The organism is Microbacterium sp. GQ128 (assembly GCF_059758615.1).
In genome coordinates this window covers 58027-80319 of the sequence record NZ_JCAXDY010000005.1, presented here as the reverse complement: position 1 = coordinate 80319, position 22293 = coordinate 58027, and the positions used below count along the sequence as shown (strand labels likewise).

Genomic DNA, 22293 nt, shown 5'->3' with positions numbered 1-22293 from the left:
GGCGTCAGGAAGGGCGCTGCGAGCTCTCGCGCAGGATGATCTGCAGCGGCAGGCGGGCCAGCACCGGCTCGGCATCCACGCTCTCCAGACGCCGCGCGAGCACCTGCACCGCCGCGCGCCCCAGGTCGATCATGGGCTGGCGGATCGTGGTGAGCGGGGGGCGCGACAGCGCGGCCGCCTCGATGCCGTCGAACCCGGTCACGAGGACGTCTTCTGGCACGCGGATCCCGGCGCCGCGGAACACGTCGAGCGCGCCGAGCGCCATCTGATCGTTCGCGGCGATCAGCGCCGCCGGTGCAGCGGATGCGGCGAGCTCCTCGGCCGCACGACGGCCGGATCCGCGCGTGAAATCGCCGCGGAGGACGCTCACGTCGTCGAGGGATCGGCCCGCAGCCGTCACCGCCGCCGCGAACCCCTCCCACCGCTGCTGGCCGTCCGGCGAGTCCGCGGGTCCCGCGAGGAAGGCGAGCCGCCCATCCCCCACCTGCGCCAGGACATGCCGGGTCAGCTCGGCCATCGCCTCGGCGTTGCTCACGGTGACGTGGTCGTAGTGGTCGCCGCGCGGCGGGCCGGAGAGGACCACGACCGGGATGCGCCGCGCGAGGCGCGCCAGCACGTCGTCGGGCACACTGCTCGCGAGCACCATCAGACCGTCGACGCGGCCGGCCATGTCTCGCACCGTCGACCGGTCGGGATCGTCGCGTCCGACGCCGACCATGAGCACGAAGCCCTGCTTCCACGCCTCCAGCTCCGCACCGCGGAGCACCTCGTCGAGGAAGAGCATGGAGGTGTGCCCGTCGTCGGCATCCGCGTCATCACGGACGAGCGCGAACGGCGGTGCATCGGCGGCGGAGAGCGCGTCCAGCGGCGGAGCGTCTTCGGCGGCGTCGAAGCCGGGGAAATACAGCCCGAGCACCCCGGTGCGGCGCTCCGCGAGCCCGCGGGCACTGCCGCTGGGCACGTAACCCAGTGCGGCCACGGCATCGAGCACGCGCTCCCGCGTGACCGGGCGCACCGCGTCCGGCGAGCGCAGCACGCGCGACACCGTGGCGATCGACACGCCCGCCCGATCGGCCACGTCGTACACGGTCGCCGCCTTGCTCACGGTCATGCCCCTCCGGAACGGGCGGCGAGCGCGGCCTGGTAGAGGTCACGGGAGGAGAGACCGGTGAGGGCGGCCACCTCGGAGGCGGCATCCTTCAGGCGGATGCCGTCGGCGACGAGCTTCTGCACCTGGGCGAGCGCGTCCTCCGGCGAGGCATCGCGACGGGCTGCGCCCTCGACGACCACGACGATCTCGCCCTTCACGCCGTTCTCGGCCCAGGCGACGAGCTCGGACGCCGTGCCGCGACGCACCTCCTCGTACAGCTTCGTGAGCTCGCGGCACACCGCGATCCGGCGCTCGTCTCCGAACGCCGCCCCCATGTCGGCGAGCGCGCTCGCGAGGCGGGTCGGCGACTCGAAGAACACCATGGTCCGCGGTTCGGCGGCGAGAGCGCGAAGGGTCGAGCGGCGCTCCCCCGGCTTGCGCGGGAGGAAGCCCTCGAAGGTAAAGCGGTCGGTGGGGAGACCGGAGATCGCGAGCGCCATCAGCACGGCGCTCGGACCGGGGATCGCGGTCACCGTCACGCCCTGCGCCACCGCCTCGGCGACCAGCCCGTAGCCGGGGTCGCTCACGGTCGGCATCCCCGCGTCGCTCATCACCACGATGTCGGTCTCCGCGGCGAGGGCGGCGAGCTCGGCGGCCTTCTGCTTCTCGTTGTGGTCGTGCAGCGCGATCAGGCGCGGACGGTTCTCGATCTGCAGCGCCTTCAGGAGTCGCACCGTGGTGCGGGTGTCTTCCGCGACGACGACCTCGGCGTTCTCCAGCACCTCCACCAGGCGGCGAGACGCGTCGCCGAGATTTCCGATCGGAGTGGCGGCGAGGATGATCACCCGCCCAGCTTAGGCGCGTTGTCTAGGCTGGACCGGTGACCGCGCCCGTGCCCCTGCTCCCCGCCCCCGAGGCACGGCTGACGCGCTACGGACGACTCCGCGATCGCGTGCTCCTCGACCCCGACTGGGGCCGCGCGATCCGCTGGCTCGCACCGCTGGTCATCACCGCCGTGGCCGCCGTGCTCCGCCTCATCGGCGTCGCCCATCCGCACGAGTTGGCGTTCGACGAGACCTACTACGTCAAAGACGCCTGGTCGCTGTGGACCCTGGGCTACGAGGGCACGTGGGGCGATGGCGCGAACCAGGCGTTCCCGAGCGGCGAGGATCTTCCGCTCTCCGATCAGGGCGCGTTCATCGTGCATCCGCCGCTGGGCAAGTGGCTGATCGCGCTGGGCATGGCGATCGGCGGCCCGGAGAACAGCGGCGGCTGGCGGCTGGCCACGGCCCTGTTCGGCACGGCATCGGTCTTGCTGGTGTATCTGATCGCCCGACGCCTCAGCGGCTCGGTGGTCGTCGCGAGCGTGGCCGGCACCCTGCTCGCGATCGACGGGCTCAGCATCGTGATGAGCCGGATCGCCCTGCTCGACGGCATCCTCACCTTCTTCATCCTGCTCGGCGTGCTGTTCGTGCTGATCGACCGGCAGCGGACGATCCCGGTGCTCGAGCGACGCGACCCCGACGCACCCGACCCGTTCTGGGGACCCGTCCTGTGGCGGCGTCCGTGGCTGATCGCCGCGGGGCTCGCCCTTGGCGCAGCCTGCGCCGTGAAATGGTCGGGACTGTACGTCCTCGCCGGCTTCGGGCTGTACGTCGTGGTCACGGACGCCCTCGCTCGGCGCCGCGCCGGGGTGGTGCTGTGGCCGACCGCCGCCGCTTTCCGCCAGGGGCCCGTCTCCTTCGTGCTGCTCGTCTTCCCGGCTCTCGCGGTCTATCTCGTCAGTTGGACGGGCTGGCTCGTGACCGCGGGTGGCTACGACCGCAAGAGCGACGCCAACCCCCTGCTCGCCCTGTGGAAGTACCACGAGTCGATGCTCGGATTCCACGTCGGCCTGAGCCGCGGGCACCCCTATGCGAGCCCCGCGTGGGAGTGGCCGCTGCTGCTGCGCCCGACCGCCGTCTGGGTCGACCCCTCCCCCTCGGGATGCGGCACGGATCACTGCATCGGCGTGATCTCCGCCGTCCCCAATCCACTCATCTGGTACGGCGGGGTCGCGGCGGCCGTGTATCTGATCTACCGGCTGGTGCGCAGCTGGATCACGCGGCAGCCGGTCGGGCCGGAGTTGACCGTTCCGCTCGTGGGCCTCGCCGTCACCTACCTGCCGTGGCTGATGTTCCCCGAGCGCACGATCTTCCAGTTCTACACGGTCGTGATGATGCCGTTCCTCGTGCTCGCCCTGGCGATGACGCTGCGGATCATCGCCGGCAAGCGGGAGGATCCGCTGTACCGGCGGCAGTCCGGCGAGCGCACCGTGATCATCTTCCTGGTATTCGTGGTGCTGGTCTCGGCGTTCTTCCTGCCGCTGTGGACCGGGATGAGCGTGCCGTACGAGTTCTGGCTGCTGCACAACTGGCTGCCCGGCTGGGTGTGAGGCGCTAGGCGGGATCGTCCGTCGCGACGTGATCCACCAGCGGGAGCACGCGCCCGGAGAGGTGCGTGCGCATCGCGATCGATGACGCCGTGCGCGCGACTCCGGGCACCAGCGCGACCCGGTCGAGCACCTCCTGCAGCCGGGTGGCGTCCCGTGCCACCAGCCGCAGCTGCATGTCGCTCGCACCCGTGACCGTGTGCATGTCGACGATCTCGGGCACCGCGTCGGCGAGGGCCGTCGCCACGTCGTCGTGCCCGATCTTCTGATCGATCTCGACCAGGCAGAAGGCGACCACGCCGTAGCCGAAGCCGGCCGGGTCGACGCGCGGCACGATCGCCTCGATCACCCCGCCCTCATGCAGGCGCGCGAGACGGCTCGTCGCGGTGCCGCGGGCGATCCCGAGCCGCCGCGCGACCTCGAGGATCGGCAGCTGCGGCGACTCGGTGAGCAGCCGGATGAGCTGGGCGTCGAGGCGATCGATGCGCATCGGCTACTCCCGGGGCACGCCGGGCCGGGCGACTCCCCTGGTCGCACGGGCGACGAGGAGCAGCACACCGGTGAGCGCGAGGGTCAACAGCAGCTGGATGCGCGCTGCCGGATCGATCATCGCGAGCGCGATCACCGCGGCGAGCAGCACCAGGCAGAGCCAGGACAGCCACGGGAAACCCCACATCCGCATCGGCATCTCCTCGCCCGCGCGGTCCGCGCGAGTGCGGAGGATGATCTGCGCGATCGCCGTGGCCGTCCAGATCACGAGCAGCGTCGAGCCGACGACGTTGAGGAGGGCCGGAAGGACGACGTCGGGGAAGGCCCAGTTGAGTCCCACCGTCACGAAGCCGAAGGCGACCGAGGCGAGCACGGCGACGAACGGCACGCCCTTGAGGCTCGTGCGAGTGGCGGCCAGCGGAGCGAGTCCGCGCTCCCCCAGCGAATACGCCATGCGGGAGGCGCCGTAGATGTTCGCGTTCATGGCCGACAGCAGCGCGATGATCACGATCAGGTCCATCACCAGGCCGACGCCGGGCACGTTCAGGGTTTCGAGCACCGCCGAGAACGGGCCGTCCTTGACCGCGGGGTCGTTCCACGGCAGCACCGAGACGATCACGAAGATCGACCCGACATAGAAGACGAGGATGCGCACGAGCACCTCGCGCACGATGCGGCGGATGTTATGCGCGGGGTCGTTCGACTCGGCGGCGGCGATCGCGACGACCTCGGTGCCTCCGAACGCGAACACCACGATGAGGAGCGCGCCCGCGATGCCGGCGATGCCGTTCGGGGCGAAGCCGCCGTTGTCGACGAGGTTCGCGATGCCGGTCGCGGGCACACCCGGGATGAGTCCGATGATCGCGCACACCCCCACCACGAGGAAGGCGATGATCGCCGCGACCTTGATCGCCGCGAACCAGAACTCGAAGCGACCGTAGTTGCGCACGCCGAACAGGTTCACCGCGGTGAGCGCCACGACGAAGATCAGCACCCACACCCAGGCGGGGATGCCGGGAGTCCAGTTCGCCACGATCGCCCCGGCGCCCGTCGCCTCGGCGGCGATCACGACGACCAGCTGGATCCAGTAGAGCCAGCCGACCGCGCTGCCGGCGCTGCGGCCCATCGCCTTCTGCGCGTACGAGCTGAAAGCGCCGGAGCTGGGTCGCGCCGCGACCATCTCGGCCAGCATCGCCATCACGAGCACGACGATGCCGCCCGCGACGAGGTACGAGACCAGGACGGCGGGACCGGCGATGCTGATCGCCTGTCCGGACCCGACGAACAGGCCGGCGCCGATCGCGCCGCCGAGCCCCATCATCGAGATCTGACGACGGGTGAGCCCCGGATGCAGACCCTTGGTGGTCGTGGTGGTGGGCGGGATCTCGGTTCCGCGTTCAGCGGTCATGCGCCGACCTCCACACGAGCGACGGTGAGCGCCTGCTCGACGCGATCGATGTCGGTCGGGGAACCGGAGGAGATGCGGATGCCCTCCCCGGCGAAGGCCCGCGCGATCACGCCTCCTGCCTGCAGCAGCTCCTCGAGCTCCGCGGTGCGATCGCCGGACGGAACCCAGACGAAGTTCGCCTGCGAGCGGACGGCGGGCCAGCCGGCTGCGGTGAGCACGTCGTGGAGGCGCTCTCGTTGCTCGATGACCTCGTCGATGCGTGCGGCCAGCTCGTCCTCGGCATCCAGCGAGGCGAGGGCGGCGGTCTGGGCGAGGTCGGTCACGCCGAACGGCACGGCGACCTTGCGCTGGTTCTCGGCGACGGCGGCCGGAGCGATCGCATAGCCGATGCGGAGCCCGGCGAGCCCGTAGGCCTTAGAGAAGGTGTGCAGCACGGCCACGTGCGGGTGGCGGCGGAACAGCTCGATGCCGGCACCGCGGCTCTCGGTCGTGTCGAAGTGCACGTACGCCTCGTCGATGACCACGAGCACGTCGTGCGGCACGGCGGCGACGAAGCGCTCCAGCTCGTCGGCGCCGACCACGGTCCCGGTGGGGTTGTTCGGGTTGCACACGAAGATCAGGCGGGTGCGCGGGGTGATCGCGGCGAGCATCGCTTCGAGGTCGTGCACGTGGTCGGCATCGAGCGGCACGGCGACCGGCGTGGCCCCGGCGATGCGGACGAGCGAGGGGTACGCCTCGAAGGACCGCCAGGCGAAGACGACCTCGTCGCCGTCGCCCACCACCGCGTGGATGAGCTGCGCGGCGATCTCGACCGAACCCGCACCGACGGTGACCTCGGCGGGATCCACGCCGTAGCGGGCGGCGAGGCGCTCACGAAGGGCGGCGGCACTCATGTCCGGGTAGCGGTTGATGCCGTCGATCCGGTCGCGCACGGCCTGTGCGACCGAGGCGAGCGGCGGATGCGGCGATTCGTTGGAGGAGAGCTTCGAGGCACCGGCCGGGGCGGAGCGCCCCTGACGGTACGCGGGAACGGCGTCGAGTCCGGCGCGGGTGGGGAGGGGCATCGTCAGAGCATCCTTGCTGTGATCGCGGGTGGGGTCGCGCAACAGTAGAACGGATGCCGGGCACTGGGCAATCGGTTCATCGGATGCTGCGCAACCCGCGCAACCGGACGGTGCCTGCGGGGGAATCGCTGTGCAGATTGTGCAGGCGTCCCGGCGACGCCGAAGGCCGCAACCCCCGCTACGCTCGCCGTATGGGCACACCCTCCGGATTCGAGTTCGCGGTGCGCGGTGACGACGTCGTCATCCGCCATCACGGGATCACCGCGACCGTGCTCCGTGGTGCTCGGGCGCAGGAGTTCCTCGCCGAGGCCGCGGAGGGCGATGCGCAGCTGCTGATGGCACGACTGACCGGGAACTACCGCCGCGGCAACGAGCGCACTGCCCGTCGGCATCCGCGCAACCAGGGCTGATCTCAGCGCGCGGGCGAGACCTCCGCCGGGTCGCTCACCGGTAGCCGGCACACGAACGCGCGGCAGTCGTAGGCGCGTTCTGCGGCCGCATCCTTGCCCTCGAACAGCTCGAAGCCGGCTTCGGCGAACGCCTGCGCCTGCGCGGGAGTGACGACGGCGATGACCTCGGCATCCGCGGCCCGGGCTGCTGCGGCGAGCGCACCGTCGCGGTCGGCCGTCGTCACCACGAGCTGCCGGGGAGGAAGGGCGAGGCCCGCAGCCACCCGCAGCAGCGTGCCGTGGGCGAACGGCTGCTCGATCGCGCGCGACGCGAGGGCGCTCACGGTCGCAGCAGCGGCCTCGCGATAGCGGTCTCCTGCACCCAGCCACCAGGCGGTGAGCGCGGCCCCGGCGACCGCTGCGGCATCGGACGGCAGGTCGCCGTCGGTCTGGTCAGGAGAGGTCGCGATCCCCTGCGCTGAGAGCAGCGGATCGTCGCCACCGGTGCCGGCGAGAGCGTCGTCGAGGATGCCGCGTGCGGTCACGGCCCACTCCGCGTCCCCGGTCGCCAGGGCGAGCGCGAACAGGCCGTCGGCGAGGAGTCCGAGGTCCGCGGCGGTCGCGACGGCGGCGGATGCGCGGCCGTCGAGCGACGTGCGGACGAGAGCGCCCGCGGGGTTCCGGTTGACCCGCAGCACGTGGTCGGCGGCCGCAGCGGCGGCATCGATCCAGGCCTGCTCCCCGATTGCCACCCCCGCCCGGGACAGCGCGCCGATCGCGAGGCCGTTCCACCCGGTGATCACCTTGCCGTCGATGGCGGGCGGTTCCAGCTCGGCGCGCTCGGCGACCGGGCGGAGGTAGTAGCCGCCCTCGTTGCGGGCACCGTCGATCATGGACTCCGAATCCTGCGCGGCTCCGAATCCGCCGCCGTCGCGCCGAAGCACGTCGATCAGGAAGGCCGCGATCCCCCGCACCGTCGGCTCGTCCCCGGCGTCCCGCGCGATGTCGAGCAGCTGCGCGTTGTCGGTGAGCATCCGCTCATAGTGCGGCACCGTCCAGTCGCGCTGCGTCGCGTATCGGAAGAAGCCGCCGTCGGCGTCGCGGAGATCGGACCCGGCCATCGCGGCGAGCGCCCGTGCCGCCGAAGCTGCAGCCTGCGGAGCGCCCTCCCGCACCAGCGGATGCTGCAGGAACCGCAGCGTCGTGGCGACGGGGAACTTCGGGGCACCGCCGAAACCTCCGTGGACCCGGTCCTCCCGTTTCGCGATCGTCTCCGCCGCCGTCGCGATCGCCACCACGTCGGGCAGGTCCGAGCATGTGGACTCCGCCGCGCGGGCAAGGGCGTCGGTCACGGCATCCGCCGACTCCTCGGCCTGTTCCCGCCGCACCGTCCACGCCTCGAGCACCGCGGCGAGCACATCGCGGAAGCCGGGCATCTGGCCACGGGCCTCCGGGGGCCAATAGGTGCCGGCGTAGAACGTGCGCCCCCGCGGCGTGGTGAACACCGTGAGCGGCCAGCCCAGGTTCTGCGTGAAGGCGGATGCCGCGGCCATGTAGGCGCCGTCGACCTGCGGATGCTCCTCGCGGTCGACCTTCACCGCCACGAAACCGTCGTTGATGAGAGCGGCGGTGTCGGGGTCGGCGAACGACTCCCGCGCCATCACATGGCACCAGTGGCAGGTCGAGTAGCCAATCGAGATCAACAGCGGAACGTCGCGGCGCCGGGCCTCGGCGAACGCCTCCTCACCCCACGGGTACCAGTCGACGGGGTTGTCGGCGTGCTGGCGGAGATAGGGGCTGAGCGTGTCGGCGAGCCGGTTCGTCATGCCCTCACGCTACGCCGTGGGGAGGGCGCGCGGTCAGCTGACGAGAAGCTCGACCGGGCGCGCTGCCGCGTAGCCGACCAGCGGCAGGGCACGCTCGGCGGCCAGCGCGATGCGCGCCTGCAGCACATCCGAGGCGATCTCGTACCCGTCGAAATCGGTGTTGCTGGCGTAGACCCCGACCGGGAGGGTGAGCGCCTGGAAGAATGCGAACAGCGGCCGCAGCTGGTGCTCGATGATCAGCGCGTGCTTCTCCCCGCCGCCGGTCGCCGCGAGCAGCACGGGCTTTCCCACCAGGTCGTACTGGCCGACGAAGTCGAAGAGGTGCTTGAAGAGTCCGGTGAACGAGGCCCGGTAGACGGGGCTGCCCACGATCAGCAGGTCGGCCGACTCGATGGCCTGCAGCTGCGCCTCGACCTCGGGCGGCAACTGGTCGCGCTGGAGCGCGCCGGCCAGTCCCGGCCCGATCTGCGTGAGCTCGATGAGCTGCGACTCGACCTCGGCACGATCGGCGATCGCGTCCGTGATCGCGCGGACGAGGGCGGTCGTCTTGCTCGGCTCGTGCAGGGATCCCGACACGGCCACGACGCGGAACGGAGCTGTCATGCCTCGAAGCTACTCACGACGACGCCCCGTGTCGCGCGGAGCGACACGGGGCGTCATGTGGGCCCGAGGGCCGGAATGGGCGACCGGGGTCAGTTGACCTCGTCCGGGTGCGAGCCGACACGACCCGAGCCGTCGAGCGGGTCGAGGGCGTCGATCGCCGAGATCTCGGCGTCGGTCAGCTCGAAGCCGAAGACATCGAGGTTCTCGCGCAGGCGCTCCGCGCGCACCGACTTCGGGAACACGATGATCCCCTTCTGCAGGTGCCAGCGCAGCACGGCCTGCGCGGGGGTGACCCCGTGCGCGGCTGCGGCATCGGCCACCGCGGGGGTGCCGAACAGGTCGTACTTGCCCTGACCGAGCGGACCCCAGGCCTCGATCTTGACGCCGTTCGCGTCGGCCCAGGCGACCACGTCGCGCTGCTGGTAGGCGGGGTGCAGCTCGATCTGGTTCACCGCCGGCACCACGCCGGTCTCCTTCACCGTGCGCTCCAGGTGCGGCACCAGGAAGTTCGAGACGCCGATGCTGCGGGTGAGACCCGCCTCACGGAGTTCGATGAGCTTCGCGAAGGCGTGCACATAGTCGTCCTTGGCCGGGGTGGGCCAGTGCACCAGGTACAGGTCGACCTCCTCGAGGCCGAGCTTGTCGAGGCTCTCGCCGATGGCCGCGCGCGGCTCGTCGTCGTGGTGGCGGTCGTTCCAGAGCTTGGTCGTGATGAACAGCTCGTCGCGGGCGATTCCGGAGGCCGCGATCGCGGCGCCGACGCCCTCTTCGTTGCCGTAGATCGCGGCGGTGTCGATGTGGCGGTAGCCGATCTCGAGCGCCTCGCTCACCGCGCGCTCGGTCTCTGCCGGCGGCACCTTGAAGACGCCGTAGCCGAGCTGCGGGATGGAATTGCCGTCGTTCAGTTCGAGTGCAGGAATGCTCATTGCTCCAGCCTATGACCGGCATCCGACGTCGAGGCCGCCGGGTGAAGAAAGAATTCAGCGCAGGCAGTCAGCGCCGCGGGACGGCCGCCATCGCAGCCGCCCCGCGACCGACGAGTCGTTCCAGCGGCCCTCGACCGAAGAACATCGACCAGAGCGTCGTCGCCACCAGCAGCCCGACTGCGGTCACTGCCCACAATGCGTTGCTGGAGAAGAACCCTCCGGGGCCGCCGACGAGGACGATCGAGAGCACGTGCGCACTGTATGCCGTCAGCGGCATGGAGCCCAGCGCACCCAACGGCAGCAGCAGCCACCGCAGCGGTCGGCTCAGCAGCAGGCACAGCGCGATCACCGTGAGCGCGAAGCCGCCGGAGCCGAGCACCTCGGCGGTTCCGCCGCTGTGCGGCTCGACCGCGAACACGGCAGCGAGCACCGCGCCCAGTGGATCCGACGCCGACAGCGCCTGCGGATACCCCTCCCACCCGCTCGGCGTCGACACCGCGCCGCCATCGCTCTCGGGGAACGACCCCTCGCTGAATGACGAGCTGTCGACGAATGACAAGCTGTCGACGAACGATGAACTGCTGTCCTCCGCAGGCGTGCTGAAACCCGCTGCCTGGCCGATGCCCCCGAGCCCGTAGCCGACGACCGCGAGCACGACGCCGACCACGAGCGCGATCACGGCGGTGCGCACTCGTTCGACGTGCATCCGCCCCAACGCCATGCCGCCGAGCACGAGGGCGAGCCACACCGTGATCGGGTAGGTGCCGTAGAGCACGAAGCCGATCCCGGTGCCGAACGGATGCAGCATCACGGCGCCGAGGAACGCGAGTAGCGCGGGGCCGAGGAGAGCGAGCACGGCCGCGGCGAGCAGCAGCTGCCACGGACGCCACCGGAGGAACGGGATCACCGCGACATAGAGGATGCCGTACAGCGTGAGGATCACCGCGATCGGGGTGTTCAGCATCTCCAGGGCAAGTCCGATCAGGAAGATCACGGCGCCGCGTCCGACCAGGTTCAGGCGGATGCTCGGGAGGCGCTCGCGCTCCGGCAGCGCGCTGCGTCCGGTCATCAGGGCGATGGACACCCCGGCGAGGAGCGCGAAGAGGATCGACGACCGCCCGTGCACGAGGTCGGTCCACGTCGTCGGGTCGAGCCACTCGAAGGCCTCGGTCTCGCCGACGTGCGCGCCGGCCATGCCGAGGATCGCCAGTCCCCGAGCGACGTCCAGACCGAGGATGCGCGGCGGGCGCCCGAACTCGCGGAACCAACGGACGGGGGCGAGCGCGGTGATCACCAGATGATCGTAGAGGGCGATTCCCGTCATACGATGGAGGGCTATGTCCTCCCCCGTGATCTCCTATCCCCCGGAGCTGCCCGTCAGCGCTGCCAGGGGCGAGATCGGCGACGCCATCCGCGACCACCAGGTCGTGATCGTCGCGGGCGCCACGGGCTCGGGGAAGACGACCCAGCTGCCGAAGATCGCGCTCGAGCTGGGTCGGGAGCGCATCGCGCACACCCAGCCCCGCCGCCTCGCCGCGCGGACGATCGCCGAGCGGGTCGCGGAAGAGCTGCAGGTCGAGCTGGGGACGCTCGTCGGCTACAAGGTGCGCTTCACCGACAAGGTCTCCGATGCCACCCGCATCGCTCTGATGACCGACGGCATCCTGCTCAACGAGATCCACCGCGATCGACTGCTCACGCGCTACGACACGATCATCATCGACGAGGCGCATGAGCGCTCCCTCAACGTCGACTTCCTGCTCGGCTACCTGGCCCGCATCCTGCCGGAGCGCCCCGACCTCAAGGTGATCATCACCTCGGCCACGATCGATCCGGAGAGCTTCGCGAAGCACTTCGCCGCCCCGGACGGCACACCGGCGCCGATCATCGAGGTCTCGGGCCGCACCTACCCCGTGGAGATCCGCTACCGCGGTCCGGTCGAGGATGCGGACGACGAGAGCGCACCGGCCGAACCGGAGGACGAGGTGTCGGCGATCGTCGCCGCCCTCCGGGAGCTCGACCGCGAGGCGCCGGGCGACGTGCTCGTGTTCCTCCCCGGCGAGGCCGAGATCCGGGATGCGGCCGACGCCGTGCGGGGCGCCTACGCGAACGACCGCGCCCCCACCGAGGTGCTGCCGCTGTTCGGACGCCTCTCCGCCGCCGATCAGCACCGCGTGTTCGAGCGCAGCCGGGTGGCGGGCGTACGCCGCCGGGTGATCCTCGCCACGAACGTCGCCGAGACGAGCCTCACGGTCCCCGGCATCAAGTACGTGATCGACACGGGCACCGCGCGCATCTCCCGCTACAGCAACCGCTCCAAGGTGCAGCGGCTGCCGATCGAGGCGGTCTCGCAGGCCTCGGCGAACCAGCGATCCGGGCGCGCGGGCCGCACCAGCGACGGTATCGCGATCCGCCTCTACTCGGAGGAGGACTACGACCGGCGCCCGGAGTACACCGAGCCCGAGATCCTCCGCACTTCCCTCGCCTCCGTCATCCTGCAGATGCTGTCGCTCGGCTTCGGCGACATCACCGCGTTCCCCTTCCTCACCCCGCCCGACTCCCGAGGAGTGAAGGCCGCGTTCGACCTGCTCACCGAGCTCGGTGCGGTCGAGCCCTCGCGTCGCGACGGATCCCCGCACCTCACCCGCACCGGCCGCGACATCGCGCGGATGCCGATCGACCCGCGGTTCGCGCGGATGCTGATCGAGGCGGGGCGCCCTTCGACGGGCTCAGGGACCCAGGGCGGAGGCTCAGGGACCCACTCGTCGGTGACGCGCGACGTGCTCGCGATCGTGTCGGGCATGACGATCCAGGATGTGCGGGAGCGGCCGGAGGAGCGCCGCGAGGAGGCCGACCGCCTGCACGCCCGCTTCGTCGACCCGACCAGCGACTTCCTGACCCTGCTGAACCTCTGGAACCACCTCCGCGAACAGCAGCGCGAGCTCGGATCGAGCGCGTTCCGCCGGCTGTGCCGCTCCGAGCACCTGAACTACGTGCGGGTGCGCGAGTGGTTCGACGTGCACCGTCAGCTGCGCACGCTCGTGAAGACGTCTGGCCGCGAGGGCGACGCCGGTGGCACGAGCGACCCCGACGCCATCCATCGCGCCCTGCTGTCCGGCCTGCTCTCGCAGATCGGCATCCTCGACGAGCGCACCGCCCCTGCGGGCAAGTCGCACTCCCCGGCGAAGGAGCCGAAGGGTCGACGCATCGCGGAGTACCGGGGCGCCCGCGGCATCCGCTTCTCGATCTTCCCCGGCTCGGGCCTGCGCAAGAAGAGCCCGCAGGCGGTGATCGCAGCCGAGATCGTGGAGACCTCCCGCACGTTCGCGCGCACGGTCGCCGCGATCGACCCGGCCTGGGCCGAGTCCCTCGCCGGCGACCTCGCCAAACGGCAGGTGACCGAGCCGCACTGGTCGAAGGATGCCGGTGCCGCCGTCGCCTTCGAGAAGGTGACGCTGTTCGGGCTCGAGATCATCCCGCGTCGCCGCGTGCAGTTCGCGCGCATCGACCGGGCGGCCTCGCGCGAGCTCTTCGTGCGCCATGCACTGGTCGAGGGCGAGTGGGATCCGACGCGGATCGACAAGCGGGTGAGCGCGTTCTGGCGCAGCAATGCCGAGCTGCGCAAGCGCCTCGAGAAGCTGGAGGAGCGCGAGCGCCGCCGCGACATCCTCGCCGGCGACGAGGCCGTGTTCCGGTTCTACGACGAGCGCATCCCCGCCGACGTGTTCGACGTGCGCTCCTTCGAGAGCTGGTGGCGCGAGGCCATGGCGACGACGCCGAAGCTGCTCGTCATGCGCGAGAGCGACCTCATCGACGACGAGGAGCGGGCGGACCAGCGCGAGTTCCCGACGCGATGGACGCAGGGCGACCAGGTGCTGGGACTGGCGTACCGGTTCGAGCCGGGTGCCGACGACGACGGCGTGAGCGTGGTCGTGCCGCTGCCCCTGCTCGCGCAGCTCGAGGACCGCGGATTCGACTGGCAGGTCCCGGGCCTGCGCGCCGAGCTCGTGACGGGTCTGCTGCGCGCCCTCCCCAAGGCCATCCGCCGCCACGTCGTCCCCGCCGCGGACTGGGCCGAGAAGTTCGGGGCCGAGCTGGCCGAGCAGGGGCCCGAATCACACGGCGGCCTGCCACCGCGCACGCTCAAGGAGGCGCTGGCCCGACTCATCCAGCCGCTCGCCAACCAGCTCGTATCCGCCGCCGACTTCGACGACGAACGCGTGCCGCCGCACCTGCGCATGAACTTCCGCGCGGTCGACGAGCGCGGTCGGGTGGTCGGATCCGGGCGTGACCTGCGGGCACTGCAGACGCAGCTGTCCGACCGTGCGCGCAGCAGCGTGGCGCGCTCGATCGCGGCGCCGCCGAAGTCAGGGCCCGCGAAGCCGGGGGCTCTGAGCGCGCCGAAGCGCCCGCAGCTGGAGCAGACCGGCCTCACGGCGTGGACCTTCGGAGAGTTGCCCGAGGTGCTCGACACCCGCGTCGCCGGCGGCGTCGTGCGCGGCTACCCGGCGATCGTCGATCAGGGCAAGAGCGTGTCGGTGCGGGTCGAGTCGACCCCGGATGCCGCGGTCGCCGCCACCCGCGATGGCGTGCTGCGGCTCGTACTGCTGGGCGTCCCCTCCCCCTCCTCGTACGTGCAGGAGCACCTGACGAGCCAGGAGAAGCTCGCGCTCGCCGCCTCGCCCTACCCGTCCGCCGCCGCCCTCATCGAGGACTGCCGGGCGGCCGTGGCGCGGCAGGTCATCGAGCAGACGGAGCCGGGCGGCATCGTGCGCAGCGAAGCGGACTTCGCGCGGGTGCGCGATGCGGTCTCAGCCGTCCTGGTGGATCAGCTCTTCGCGTGCGTCTCGCTGGTGGCCCGCATCCTCACGAAGTCCCGCGACGTCGAACGCGGCATCAAATCGCAGAACTCGCTCGCCCTGCTCGGCCCGCTGAACGACATCCGCACGCAGTTGAGCGGACTGCTGCATCCGGGCTTCGTCTCGGCCGCCGGCGTCGACCGTCTCGCACACTTCCCGCGGTACCTCGAAGGCATGCTCGACCGGCTGAAGACGCTCGCGAGCGAACCGGGCAAGGACCGCGCGCGCACGACCGAGTACGAGCGGATGGCGAAGGCGTTCGAGGATGCCGGGGGCACGATCCCCTTCCCCCGCGACGCTCCCCCCGCGCTCGTCGAGGTGCGCTGGCTGCTGGAGGAGTACCGCGTCAGCGTGTTCGCGCAGCGTCTCGGCACCGCGCAGCCGGTGTCGCCGCAGCGAATCATGAAGGTGCTGTCCGGGCGCTGATCCGCGACGGCGTGCGCGCGGCGCGGCGCGGGTAGCCTGAATCCATGGCACGCGCGATCGTCTACACCGAGCTCGGCTCCCCCGATGTCCTGCACCTGATGGAGATCCCCGATCCCGTCGCGGCCCGCGGCGAGGTCGTGGTCCGCATCGAGGCGGCGGGGGCGAACCCCATCGACGCCAAGCTGCGCAGCGGCAAGCGGCCGTCGCCCCCGATCACCGAGCCGCGTCCGGTCGGCTTCGACGGAGCAGGGGTCATCGAGCTGCTCGGCGAGGGCGTCGACGACTTCGCGGTCGGCGACCGCGTGGCGATCCGCGACGGCCACGGCACCTATGCGTCGGCGCTCGCCATCTCGACCGAGAAGCTCGCGAAGCTCCCCGACTCCGTCACCACAGCCGAGGGCGCGGCGATCGGGATCCCCGCGGGCACCGCCTACCAGGCGCTGCGCTCGCTCGGGGTGACCGAGGGCGACGTGCTGCTCGTGCACGGCGGCTCCGGCTCGGTCGGTCAGGCCGCGGTGCAGTTCGCCGTCGCCTGGGGCGCGACCGTGATCGCGACGGCGAGCCCCGCCCGCCACGACCAGCTGCGCGAGCTGGGTGCCATCCCCGTTGCCTACGGCGACGGCCTGCTCGACCGCGTGCGCGACGCCGCCCCCGAGGCCGTCACCGTGGCGCTGGACTGCGCCGGCACCGACGAGGCCATCGAGACCTCGCTCGCCCTCATCTCCGACCGCGACCGGATCGCGACGATCGTGCGCGGACCGGATGCCGCATCCTTCGGCATCCGCGCCTTCTCCGGCGGTTCACCCGTTCCCCTGACCGAGGAGGAGCTCGCCTGGCGCGCCGAGGCGCTGCCCGAGACGATCGACCTCCTCGATGCCGGCGACTTCGTGATCGAGCTCGGCCCCCAGCTGCCGCTGACCGAGGCGGCGCAGGCCCATGAGCTCATGGAATCCGGCGCCGCCTCGGGCAAGATCATCCTGGTCCCCTGACAGCGGGGCCGGAGAGCTCGATCAGGCCGGGGCCACCGGCCGTCCGATCGACAGCATCAGCCGGTTCGCCCAGTTGAAGAACGCGGCGCCGTGGATGAGGTCCGAGATCTCCAGGTCGTCGAGTCCGGCGGCACGCAGCCGCACGATCTCGTCCTCGCCGAACGCGTTCGGGGTGTCGGTCAGGGCGACGGATGCCGCGACGATCGCGTTCCAGCGCTCGCCGAGGTCGGCGTCCACCCCCTCGTCGAGAAGCAGGTCGACGTCGTCGACACGCTTGCTGTGGTGCGCGGCGAAGCGCGAGTGCACCGAGGCACAGAACACGCAGCCGTTGCGGCGGGAGGCCGCGGTCGCCGCGAGCTCCCGATCGGCGCGGGGCAGACCCTCCGTGGCGTTGTAGAAGATGTCCTTGTCGACGAGCGTGCGCGCCTTCAGCACCTCGGGGTCGCGGGCCAGCAGGCGGAAGTAGTCGTTCTTCGCACGAGCGGCGTCGACGAGACCGTCGTAGTGACGCTCGGTCAGCTCGTCCTCGGCGAGGGGCTCGAGGTGCGGGACCCAGCCGACCTCACCGCGGGTGAACGCGTGCGGGTGCGGAGCGTCGTCGTGCTGCAGCACGCTCTGTTCGGCGGTCATGCGGCCTCCTCCTCGGAGTTTTCGGCGGTCAAGCCCACAGCGGTGAGCACACGGAGCCCGGTGATGACGCGCTGCTGGAAGGCGAGGAACGACACCAGCTGCGACAGCGTCACGATGCCGTCCGCCGACCAGCCCGCGTCGAGCAGGCGGCCGAGGTCGGCCCCCGAGGCCTCGCGGGGGCGGAACACCAGCAGGTGCGTGTGGGCGAGAGCGGCGGCGAGACGCTCGCCCACGCTCGCGATGACGGCGTCGGACGGCACGTAGCGCACGCCATCGGTGTTCTCGGCCTGCAACCCCAGCTCGGTGTAGGTGCCGAACGGTCCCTGGGTCGCCGCCGCAGCGGCCTCAGCGATCACGACTGCAGCCGGCTGCGGGTCGGCCTCCTGCGCACGCGCGGCGTAGAACACGGCGGTCGGGTCGTCGGCACCGGCGAGACCGGTGGCGAAGGCGGCCACGAGCTCGCGTTCGGCCTGCGACACGTGCTCCACGCTCACCGGACGGAAGAGGGCGTCGAAGCTCGCCTGCAGTTGCTCCCTGGTCACCGGACGGCGGCGGCGCAGGGCATCCAGCTCCGGCGTCACCTCCGCGATCCGGTCCACGATGTCGTCGGTCATGCGTTCTCCTTGAGGGTGAGGTTCTGGTCGGTACTGATGCGGTGCGGGGTCGGGGCGAGCGCGTAGCCGAGGGCCGGGGCGACCTCGTCGGCGAAGAGCGCGATCGAGCGCAGCACGTGCTCGTGCGGGGCGTCGACCGAGTGCACCTGGAAGGCGACCTCGGTCGCCCGGGCGAGAGTGGTGTCGGCGGCGAGCGACTCCGCCACCTGCTCGGGTGTGCCCAGGTGCGTGTCGAGTGCGGAGATCAGCTCGTCGATGCTGTCACCGGGGATCGTCTGGCCCTGACGGCGGAAGCCCTCTGCCGCCCGGCGCAGACCGACCTCGGCGAAGCGCAGCGCCTCGGCACGGTCGTCGGCGACGAACACGGTGCGCGAGGCGGTGATCCGCGGCGCCACCCCCTCCGGCAGCGCCTCGAGGTAGGCGTCGATGATCGGATCCTGCAGTGCGGAGAGCGGCGCGTGCAGCCGGTCGGCGCCGCGCGGCTGCGTGCGCGAGAGCAGCAGACCGTGCCCGTGGATGCCGGCGCGATGCCCACCCGGAGCCGAGAACGTCGCCTGCCACACGCGGTCGGCGAGGTCCCCGGCATCCGGGTAGAGGGTGTTGCCCGCACCGACGTCACGCCCGGCCAGACCGTCGAGCAGGGTCCGCAGCTTCCGGTCGTAGGTCGGCGCCTTGTCGCGCACGTCCTCCCCGAACGGCACGAACGACGACGGGGTGCCGCCGCTGCCGAGTCCCAGATCCACGCGCCCCCCGGAGAGCAGATCGGCGACCACGGCATCCTCCGCCACCCGCACCGGATCCTCCAGCGGCAGCGTGATCACGCCCGTGCCGAGGCGGATCGCGGAGGTCACGGCCGCGACGTGCGCGAGGAACACCAGCGGCGAGGGCAGCCCGCCCTCGGCCGCGTGGAAGTGGTGCTGCGCGACCCAGGCCCGCCCGATGCCGTGGCGCTCGGCCTGCTGGATCTGCGCGGTCGCGAACGCGTACCGTTCGGCGGGGGCGGCATCGTCGAGCAGACGGGTGAAGAAGGCGACGGTGGGTGCGGTCATGCGGGTACCTCTCTGGTGCCGGAGACTTCTCTGGTTCCGGGCACTGCGGCCAGCAGCTCCCGGGTGTAGTCGTGCTGCGGGTCGCGGAAGAGGTCTTCCGTCTGCCCCTCCTCGACGATCCGGCCGCGGCGCATCACCGAGACCGTGTGGCTGATCCGCCGCACCACCGCGAGGTCGTGCGAGATGAACAGGTAGGTGAGCCCGAGCTCGGCCTGCAGCGAGGAGAGCAGCTCGAGGATGCGGGCCTGCACCGTGACGTCTAGCGCCGACACCGCTTCGTCGAGCACCACGATGTCCGGATCGATCGCCAGCGCGCGGGCGATCGCGACGCGCTGCCGCTGACCGCCCGAGAGCTCGCGCGGAGTGCGCCGTGCGACATCGGCGGGGAGTGAGACCCGATCGATGAGGGCGAGTGCACGCTCCCGCCGCTCGGCGCGGTTCCCGACGTCGAAGTTCACCAGCGGCTCGGCCACGATGTCCGCGATCTGCTGGCGCGGGTCGAGCGATGCGAACGGGTTCTGGTAGACGAGCTGGATGCGCCGGCGGAGCACCCGCAGGTGCTCGCGCTTCGCGTGGGTCACGTCGTCGCCGTCGACCTCGATGGTCCCGGCATCCGGCTGGTGGAAGCGGGTGACGAGCCGCGCCGTCGTGGTCTTGCCCGAGCCCGACTCCCCCACGAGAGCGTGCGTGGTGCCCTTGCGCACCCGGAACGACACGTCGTCGACGGCGCGGAAGCGCTCGCGCCCGGCCACGCGGAACTCCTTGACGAGTCCGTCGGCGACGATCGCCCAGGGGTTCTCGGCGGCGACGGCGGCGGCATCCCGGAGGAACGGCGGGGCGTCGGGGCGACGGAAACCCGTCGCGAACGCCGGAGCGTCGGCGAGCAGCTGCTTCGTGTAAGGGTCGAACGGAGCCGCGAGCACCGCCTCGCTGGAGCCCTGCTCGACGATCCGCCCGTCTTTGAGCACGACGAGCCGCTCCGCCCGGTCGGCTGCGACGCCGAGATCGTGGGTCACGAGGAGGATGCTGGTGCCCTCCTCGCGCTGCAGCTCGTCGAGCAGGTCGAGCACCTTGCGCTGCACCGTGGCATCGAGGGCGCTGGTCGGCTCGTCGGCGATCAGCAGCCGGGGCCGCAGGGCGATCGCGGTGGCGATGAGCACGCGCTGGCGCATACCGCCGGAGAGTTCGTGCGGATACTGGCGCGCCCGCAGGTCGGGGTCGTCGATGCCGACGCGGTCGAGCAGCTCGATGGCGCGTGCACGCCGCGACCGTCGATCCCGGTGGCCGTGCAGGCGGAGGATCTCCTCGACCTGCGCGCCGATCGTGCGCACGGGGTCGAGCGAGGTGGTCGGATCCTGCGGCACGAGGCCGATCGCGGGCCCGCGGATGCCGCGCAGCGCACGGTCGGACCACCCCGAGATGTCGAGGTCGCCGAGGAGCACGCGTCCGCCGTCGACGCGCCCGCCCTCGGGCAGCAGCCCGAGCAGGGCGTGCGCGGTGGTGGACTTGCCGGAACCCGACTCCCCGACGAGCGCCAGGGTCTCGCCCTCGGCGATCTCGAACGAGACGCCGTGCACGACCTGCTTCCCGGCGTACGAGATCCGCAGATCGGTGGCGCTGATCACGGCACTCACTTCGCGCTCCTTCCGATGCGGTGGCTGATCCTGTTGGCGCTGAGGACGACGATGACCACGACGAGACCGGGGAGGGCGGTGAGCCACCACGCGGTTCCCACGTAGTTGCGGCCGTCGGCGATCAGCAGGCCCCACTCCGGCGTGGGCGGCGGTGCCCCGTAGCCGAGGAATCCGAGTGTCGAGATCGCGAGGATCGCGGTGCCGAACTGCAGCGCGGCGAGCGCCACGATCGGCGTCAGCGAGTTCGGCAGCACGTGCCGTCGCAGGACGGTGAAGAACGTGCCGCCGCTGCCGAAGGCGGCCTCGACGTACTCGGTGCGCCGCACACGGGCGACCTCGGCACGCATGAGGCGGGCGAACGCGGCGACGCTGCCGAGACCCACCGCGATCGCGGCGTTCACGGTGCCGAAGCCGAGCAGGATGATGACGGTGAGGGCCAGGAGCAGCCCGGGGATCGCGAGCAGCACGTCGACGACCCGCATCAGCACATCGTCGACCACACCGCCGACGGCCCCGGCGACCGCACCGATCAGCGTGCCGAGCGCGAGGCCGACCGTGACGGCGATGAGCGCTCCCGAGAGCGAGTGCACCGCGCCGTGCACGACCCGGCCGAACAGGTCGCGGCCGAGGGTGTCGGTGCCGAACCAGTGCGCGGCACTCGGCGGCAGCAGCTTGTCGGCCGGGACGCCGGTGAGTGGGTCGCCGGGGGCGAACACCCCCGGGATGACGGCCCAGAGCACGGCGACCGTGACGACGGCGAAGGCGAGGTACAGGCCCCAGGAGCGCCCGCGCAGTCGGCGGCGGCGAGTGGATCCGCCCTCGGTCGCGACGGGTGGGTCGGGATCGAGCTCAGGCCCGACCACGGGGTCGATGATCACGGGAGCGGTCATGCGGTCGCCTCCTGGAGCGTGCGCCGCGTCGACGCGCGGGCGACGGTGCGTTGGCGGGGGTCGATGAGCGGGGTCACGAGGTCGACCGCGAAGCTGATGATCACGAAGCCGAGGGCCGAGAGCAGCACGACGCCCTGCAGCACCGGGATGTCCTGGTTCGCCACGGCCTGCTCGGTGAGGCGGCCGATGCCCGTGCGGCCGAACACGGTCTCGGTCACCACGGCACCGCCGACGAGTTCGCCGAACAGCACGCCGGCGATGGTCAGGGTCGGCACGGCGGCGTTGCGGGCCACCGAGCGGGTGAGCACCCACAGCGGCGGGGCGCCCTTCGCCCGCACCACCGTGACGAACGGCTGCGCCTGCACCTGGTCGATCGAGCGCACCAGCACCTGTGCGAGCGGTGCCGAGATCGGCACGGCGAGGGTGAGCACCGGCAGGACGAGTCCGCTGACCGGGTCGGCTCCGACGATCGGCACCCAGCCGAGCCCGAACGAGAACACCTGGATGAGCAGGATGCCGAGCCAGAAGACCGGGACCGCCACGAACAGCCCCGGCACCTGGCGCAGCCCGTCACGCAGCCACGCGAACGGGGCGAGGGAGGAGAGCCCCGCGATGAGGACGGCGAGGATCAGTGCCACGACGAGTCCGAGCGACGCGAGCAGCAGGGTCGCGGGGAGGGCTTCGCCCAGCATCGTCAGCACCGGAGTGCCGAACTGGGTCGAGAACCCGAAGTCCCCGGCGAGGAAGCCGAGGCCCGCGTGCACGTACTGCTCCCACCACGGCAGGTCTGCGCCGTAGGTGGCCCGGATGCTGTCGAGCTGGTCCGGCGACAGCCCGAGGCTGGGGTCGGAGAACTTGATCAGGATCGCATCGCCCGGCAGCAGCTGCAGCAGGAAGAAGGTGGCCGTGAAGGCCGCGATCAGAACGATCGCGGCCTGCCCGGCTCGTCGGAGGACGAAGCTCATCGTGTCACCGG

19 protein-coding genes are annotated in these 22293 nt (G+C 71.5%); 4 read left to right on the top strand and 15 right to left on the bottom strand.

Features of this window, described 5'->3' with window-relative positions; genetic code table 11:
• Positions 1-4: 4 nt before the first annotated feature.
• Together AC6CHX_RS16240 and rsmI are read right to left on the bottom strand one after the other, a co-directional pair.
• Positions 5-1111: a LacI family DNA-binding transcriptional regulator gene (locus AC6CHX_RS16240; RefSeq protein ID WP_452326999.1), complete on the bottom strand. Its 1107-nt coding sequence runs from the start codon at positions 1109-1111 to the stop codon at positions 5-7.
• Positions 1108-1935 carry a 16S rRNA (cytidine(1402)-2'-O)-methyltransferase gene (gene rsmI, locus AC6CHX_RS16235; RefSeq protein ID WP_498273660.1) on the bottom strand — a complete coding sequence of 276 codons (828 nt, stop codon included), beginning with the start codon at positions 1933-1935 and terminating at the stop codon, positions 1108-1110. The genes AC6CHX_RS16240 and rsmI overlap by 4 nt, the downstream gene beginning before the upstream one ends.
• 35 nt (positions 1936-1970) lie before the next feature.
• Here rsmI and AC6CHX_RS16230 point away from each other — a divergent pair, with 35 nt between their 5' ends.
• A complete protein-coding gene (locus AC6CHX_RS16230; RefSeq protein ID WP_498273659.1) occupies positions 1971-3524 on the top strand; it encodes a dolichyl-phosphate-mannose--protein mannosyltransferase in 1554 nt (517 codons plus the stop codon).
• Positions 3525-3528: 4 nt separating this feature from the next.
• On the opposite strand, the gene AC6CHX_RS16225 is transcribed toward AC6CHX_RS16230, so the two are convergent.
• From AC6CHX_RS16225 to hisC, 3 genes are read right to left on the bottom strand one after another with little or no spacing between them, the layout of a single operon-like run.
• Positions 3529-4011 (bottom strand): Lrp/AsnC family transcriptional regulator, encoded by a 483-nt coding sequence (locus tag AC6CHX_RS16225; protein ID WP_498273658.1) that lies wholly within the window; start codon positions 4009-4011, stop codon positions 3529-3531.
• A gap of 3 nt (positions 4012-4014) precedes the next feature.
• On the bottom strand, positions 4015-5418 hold the full coding sequence (locus tag AC6CHX_RS16220) for an amino acid permease (protein ID WP_498273657.1): 1404 nt from the start codon (positions 5416-5418) through the stop codon (positions 4015-4017).
• The gene (gene hisC / locus AC6CHX_RS16215) at positions 5415-6482 is read right to left on the bottom strand and encodes a histidinol-phosphate transaminase (RefSeq protein WP_498273656.1); all 1068 of its coding nucleotides are present in this window, start codon (positions 6480-6482) and stop codon (positions 5415-5417) included. The genes AC6CHX_RS16220 and hisC overlap by 4 nt, the downstream gene beginning before the upstream one ends.
• A gap of 191 nt (positions 6483-6673) precedes the next feature.
• Between hisC and AC6CHX_RS16210 the strand changes: the two genes are divergently transcribed.
• Complete coding sequence (locus AC6CHX_RS16210) at positions 6674-6892, top strand: hypothetical protein (protein ID WP_498273655.1); 219 nt, start codon at positions 6674-6676, stop codon at positions 6890-6892.
• Positions 6893-6894: 2 nt separating this feature from the next.
• Here the strand turns inward: AC6CHX_RS16210 and AC6CHX_RS16205 are convergent, their stop codons facing one another.
• From AC6CHX_RS16205 to AC6CHX_RS16190, 4 genes are all read right to left on the bottom strand, one after another.
• Positions 6895-8697 (bottom strand): thioredoxin domain-containing protein, encoded by a 1803-nt coding sequence (locus AC6CHX_RS16205; protein WP_498273654.1) that lies wholly within the window; start codon positions 8695-8697, stop codon positions 6895-6897.
• Between the two features lie 33 nt (positions 8698-8730).
• Positions 8731-9300: an FMN reductase gene (gene msuE, locus AC6CHX_RS16200; RefSeq protein ID WP_136040848.1), complete on the bottom strand. Its 570-nt coding sequence runs from the start codon at positions 9298-9300 to the stop codon at positions 8731-8733.
• 89 nt (positions 9301-9389) lie between these two features.
• Positions 9390-10226: an aldo/keto reductase gene (locus AC6CHX_RS16195; protein WP_498273653.1), complete on the bottom strand. Its 837-nt coding sequence runs from the start codon at positions 10224-10226 to the stop codon at positions 9390-9392.
• Between the two features lie 67 nt (positions 10227-10293).
• Positions 10294-11520, bottom strand: a complete 1227-nt coding sequence (locus AC6CHX_RS16190; protein WP_498273652.1) for a heparan-alpha-glucosaminide N-acetyltransferase domain-containing protein — start codon at positions 11518-11520, stop codon at positions 10294-10296.
• 28 nt (positions 11521-11548) lie between these two features.
• On the opposite strand from AC6CHX_RS16190, the gene hrpA reads away from it, so the two are divergent.
• Positions 11549-15511, top strand: a complete 3963-nt coding sequence (gene hrpA / locus AC6CHX_RS16185) for an ATP-dependent RNA helicase HrpA (RefSeq protein ID WP_498273850.1) — start codon at positions 11549-11551, stop codon at positions 15509-15511.
• A gap of 44 nt (positions 15512-15555) precedes the next feature.
• Positions 15556-16500, top strand: a complete 945-nt coding sequence (locus AC6CHX_RS16180) for a quinone oxidoreductase family protein (RefSeq protein ID WP_498273651.1) — start codon at positions 15556-15558, stop codon at positions 16498-16500.
• A 21-nt stretch (positions 16501-16521) separates the two neighbouring features.
• Here the strand turns inward: AC6CHX_RS16180 and AC6CHX_RS16175 are convergent, their stop codons facing one another.
• The 6 genes from AC6CHX_RS16175 to AC6CHX_RS16150 are packed head-to-tail and all read right to left on the bottom strand — an operon-like array spanning position 16522 to position 22282.
• Complete coding sequence (locus AC6CHX_RS16175) at positions 16522-17130, bottom strand: alkylhydroperoxidase domain protein (RefSeq protein WP_498273650.1); 609 nt, start codon at positions 17128-17130, stop codon at positions 16522-16524.
• A complete protein-coding gene (locus AC6CHX_RS16170; protein ID WP_498273649.1) occupies positions 17127-17744 on the bottom strand; it encodes a CMD domain protein in 618 nt (205 codons plus the stop codon). Before AC6CHX_RS16170 ends, AC6CHX_RS16175 begins: the two co-directional genes overlap by 4 nt.
• A complete protein-coding gene (locus AC6CHX_RS16165) occupies positions 17741-18793 on the bottom strand; it encodes a putative FMN-dependent luciferase-like monooxygenase (protein ID WP_498273648.1) in 1053 nt (350 codons plus the stop codon). Before AC6CHX_RS16165 ends, AC6CHX_RS16170 begins: the two co-directional genes overlap by 4 nt.
• The gene (locus AC6CHX_RS16160; RefSeq protein ID WP_498273647.1) at positions 18790-20427 is read right to left on the bottom strand and encodes a dipeptide ABC transporter ATP-binding protein; all 1638 of its coding nucleotides are present in this window, start codon (positions 20425-20427) and stop codon (positions 18790-18792) included. Before AC6CHX_RS16160 ends, AC6CHX_RS16165 begins: the two co-directional genes overlap by 4 nt.
• Positions 20424-21317, bottom strand: a complete 894-nt coding sequence (locus tag AC6CHX_RS16155; protein ID WP_498273646.1) for an ABC transporter permease — start codon at positions 21315-21317, stop codon at positions 20424-20426. Before AC6CHX_RS16155 ends, AC6CHX_RS16160 begins: the two co-directional genes overlap by 4 nt.
• Complete coding sequence (locus tag AC6CHX_RS16150) at positions 21314-22282, bottom strand: ABC transporter permease (RefSeq protein ID WP_136040858.1); 969 nt, start codon at positions 22280-22282, stop codon at positions 21314-21316. Before AC6CHX_RS16150 ends, AC6CHX_RS16155 begins: the two co-directional genes overlap by 4 nt.
• Positions 22283-22293 lie beyond the last annotated feature (11 nt).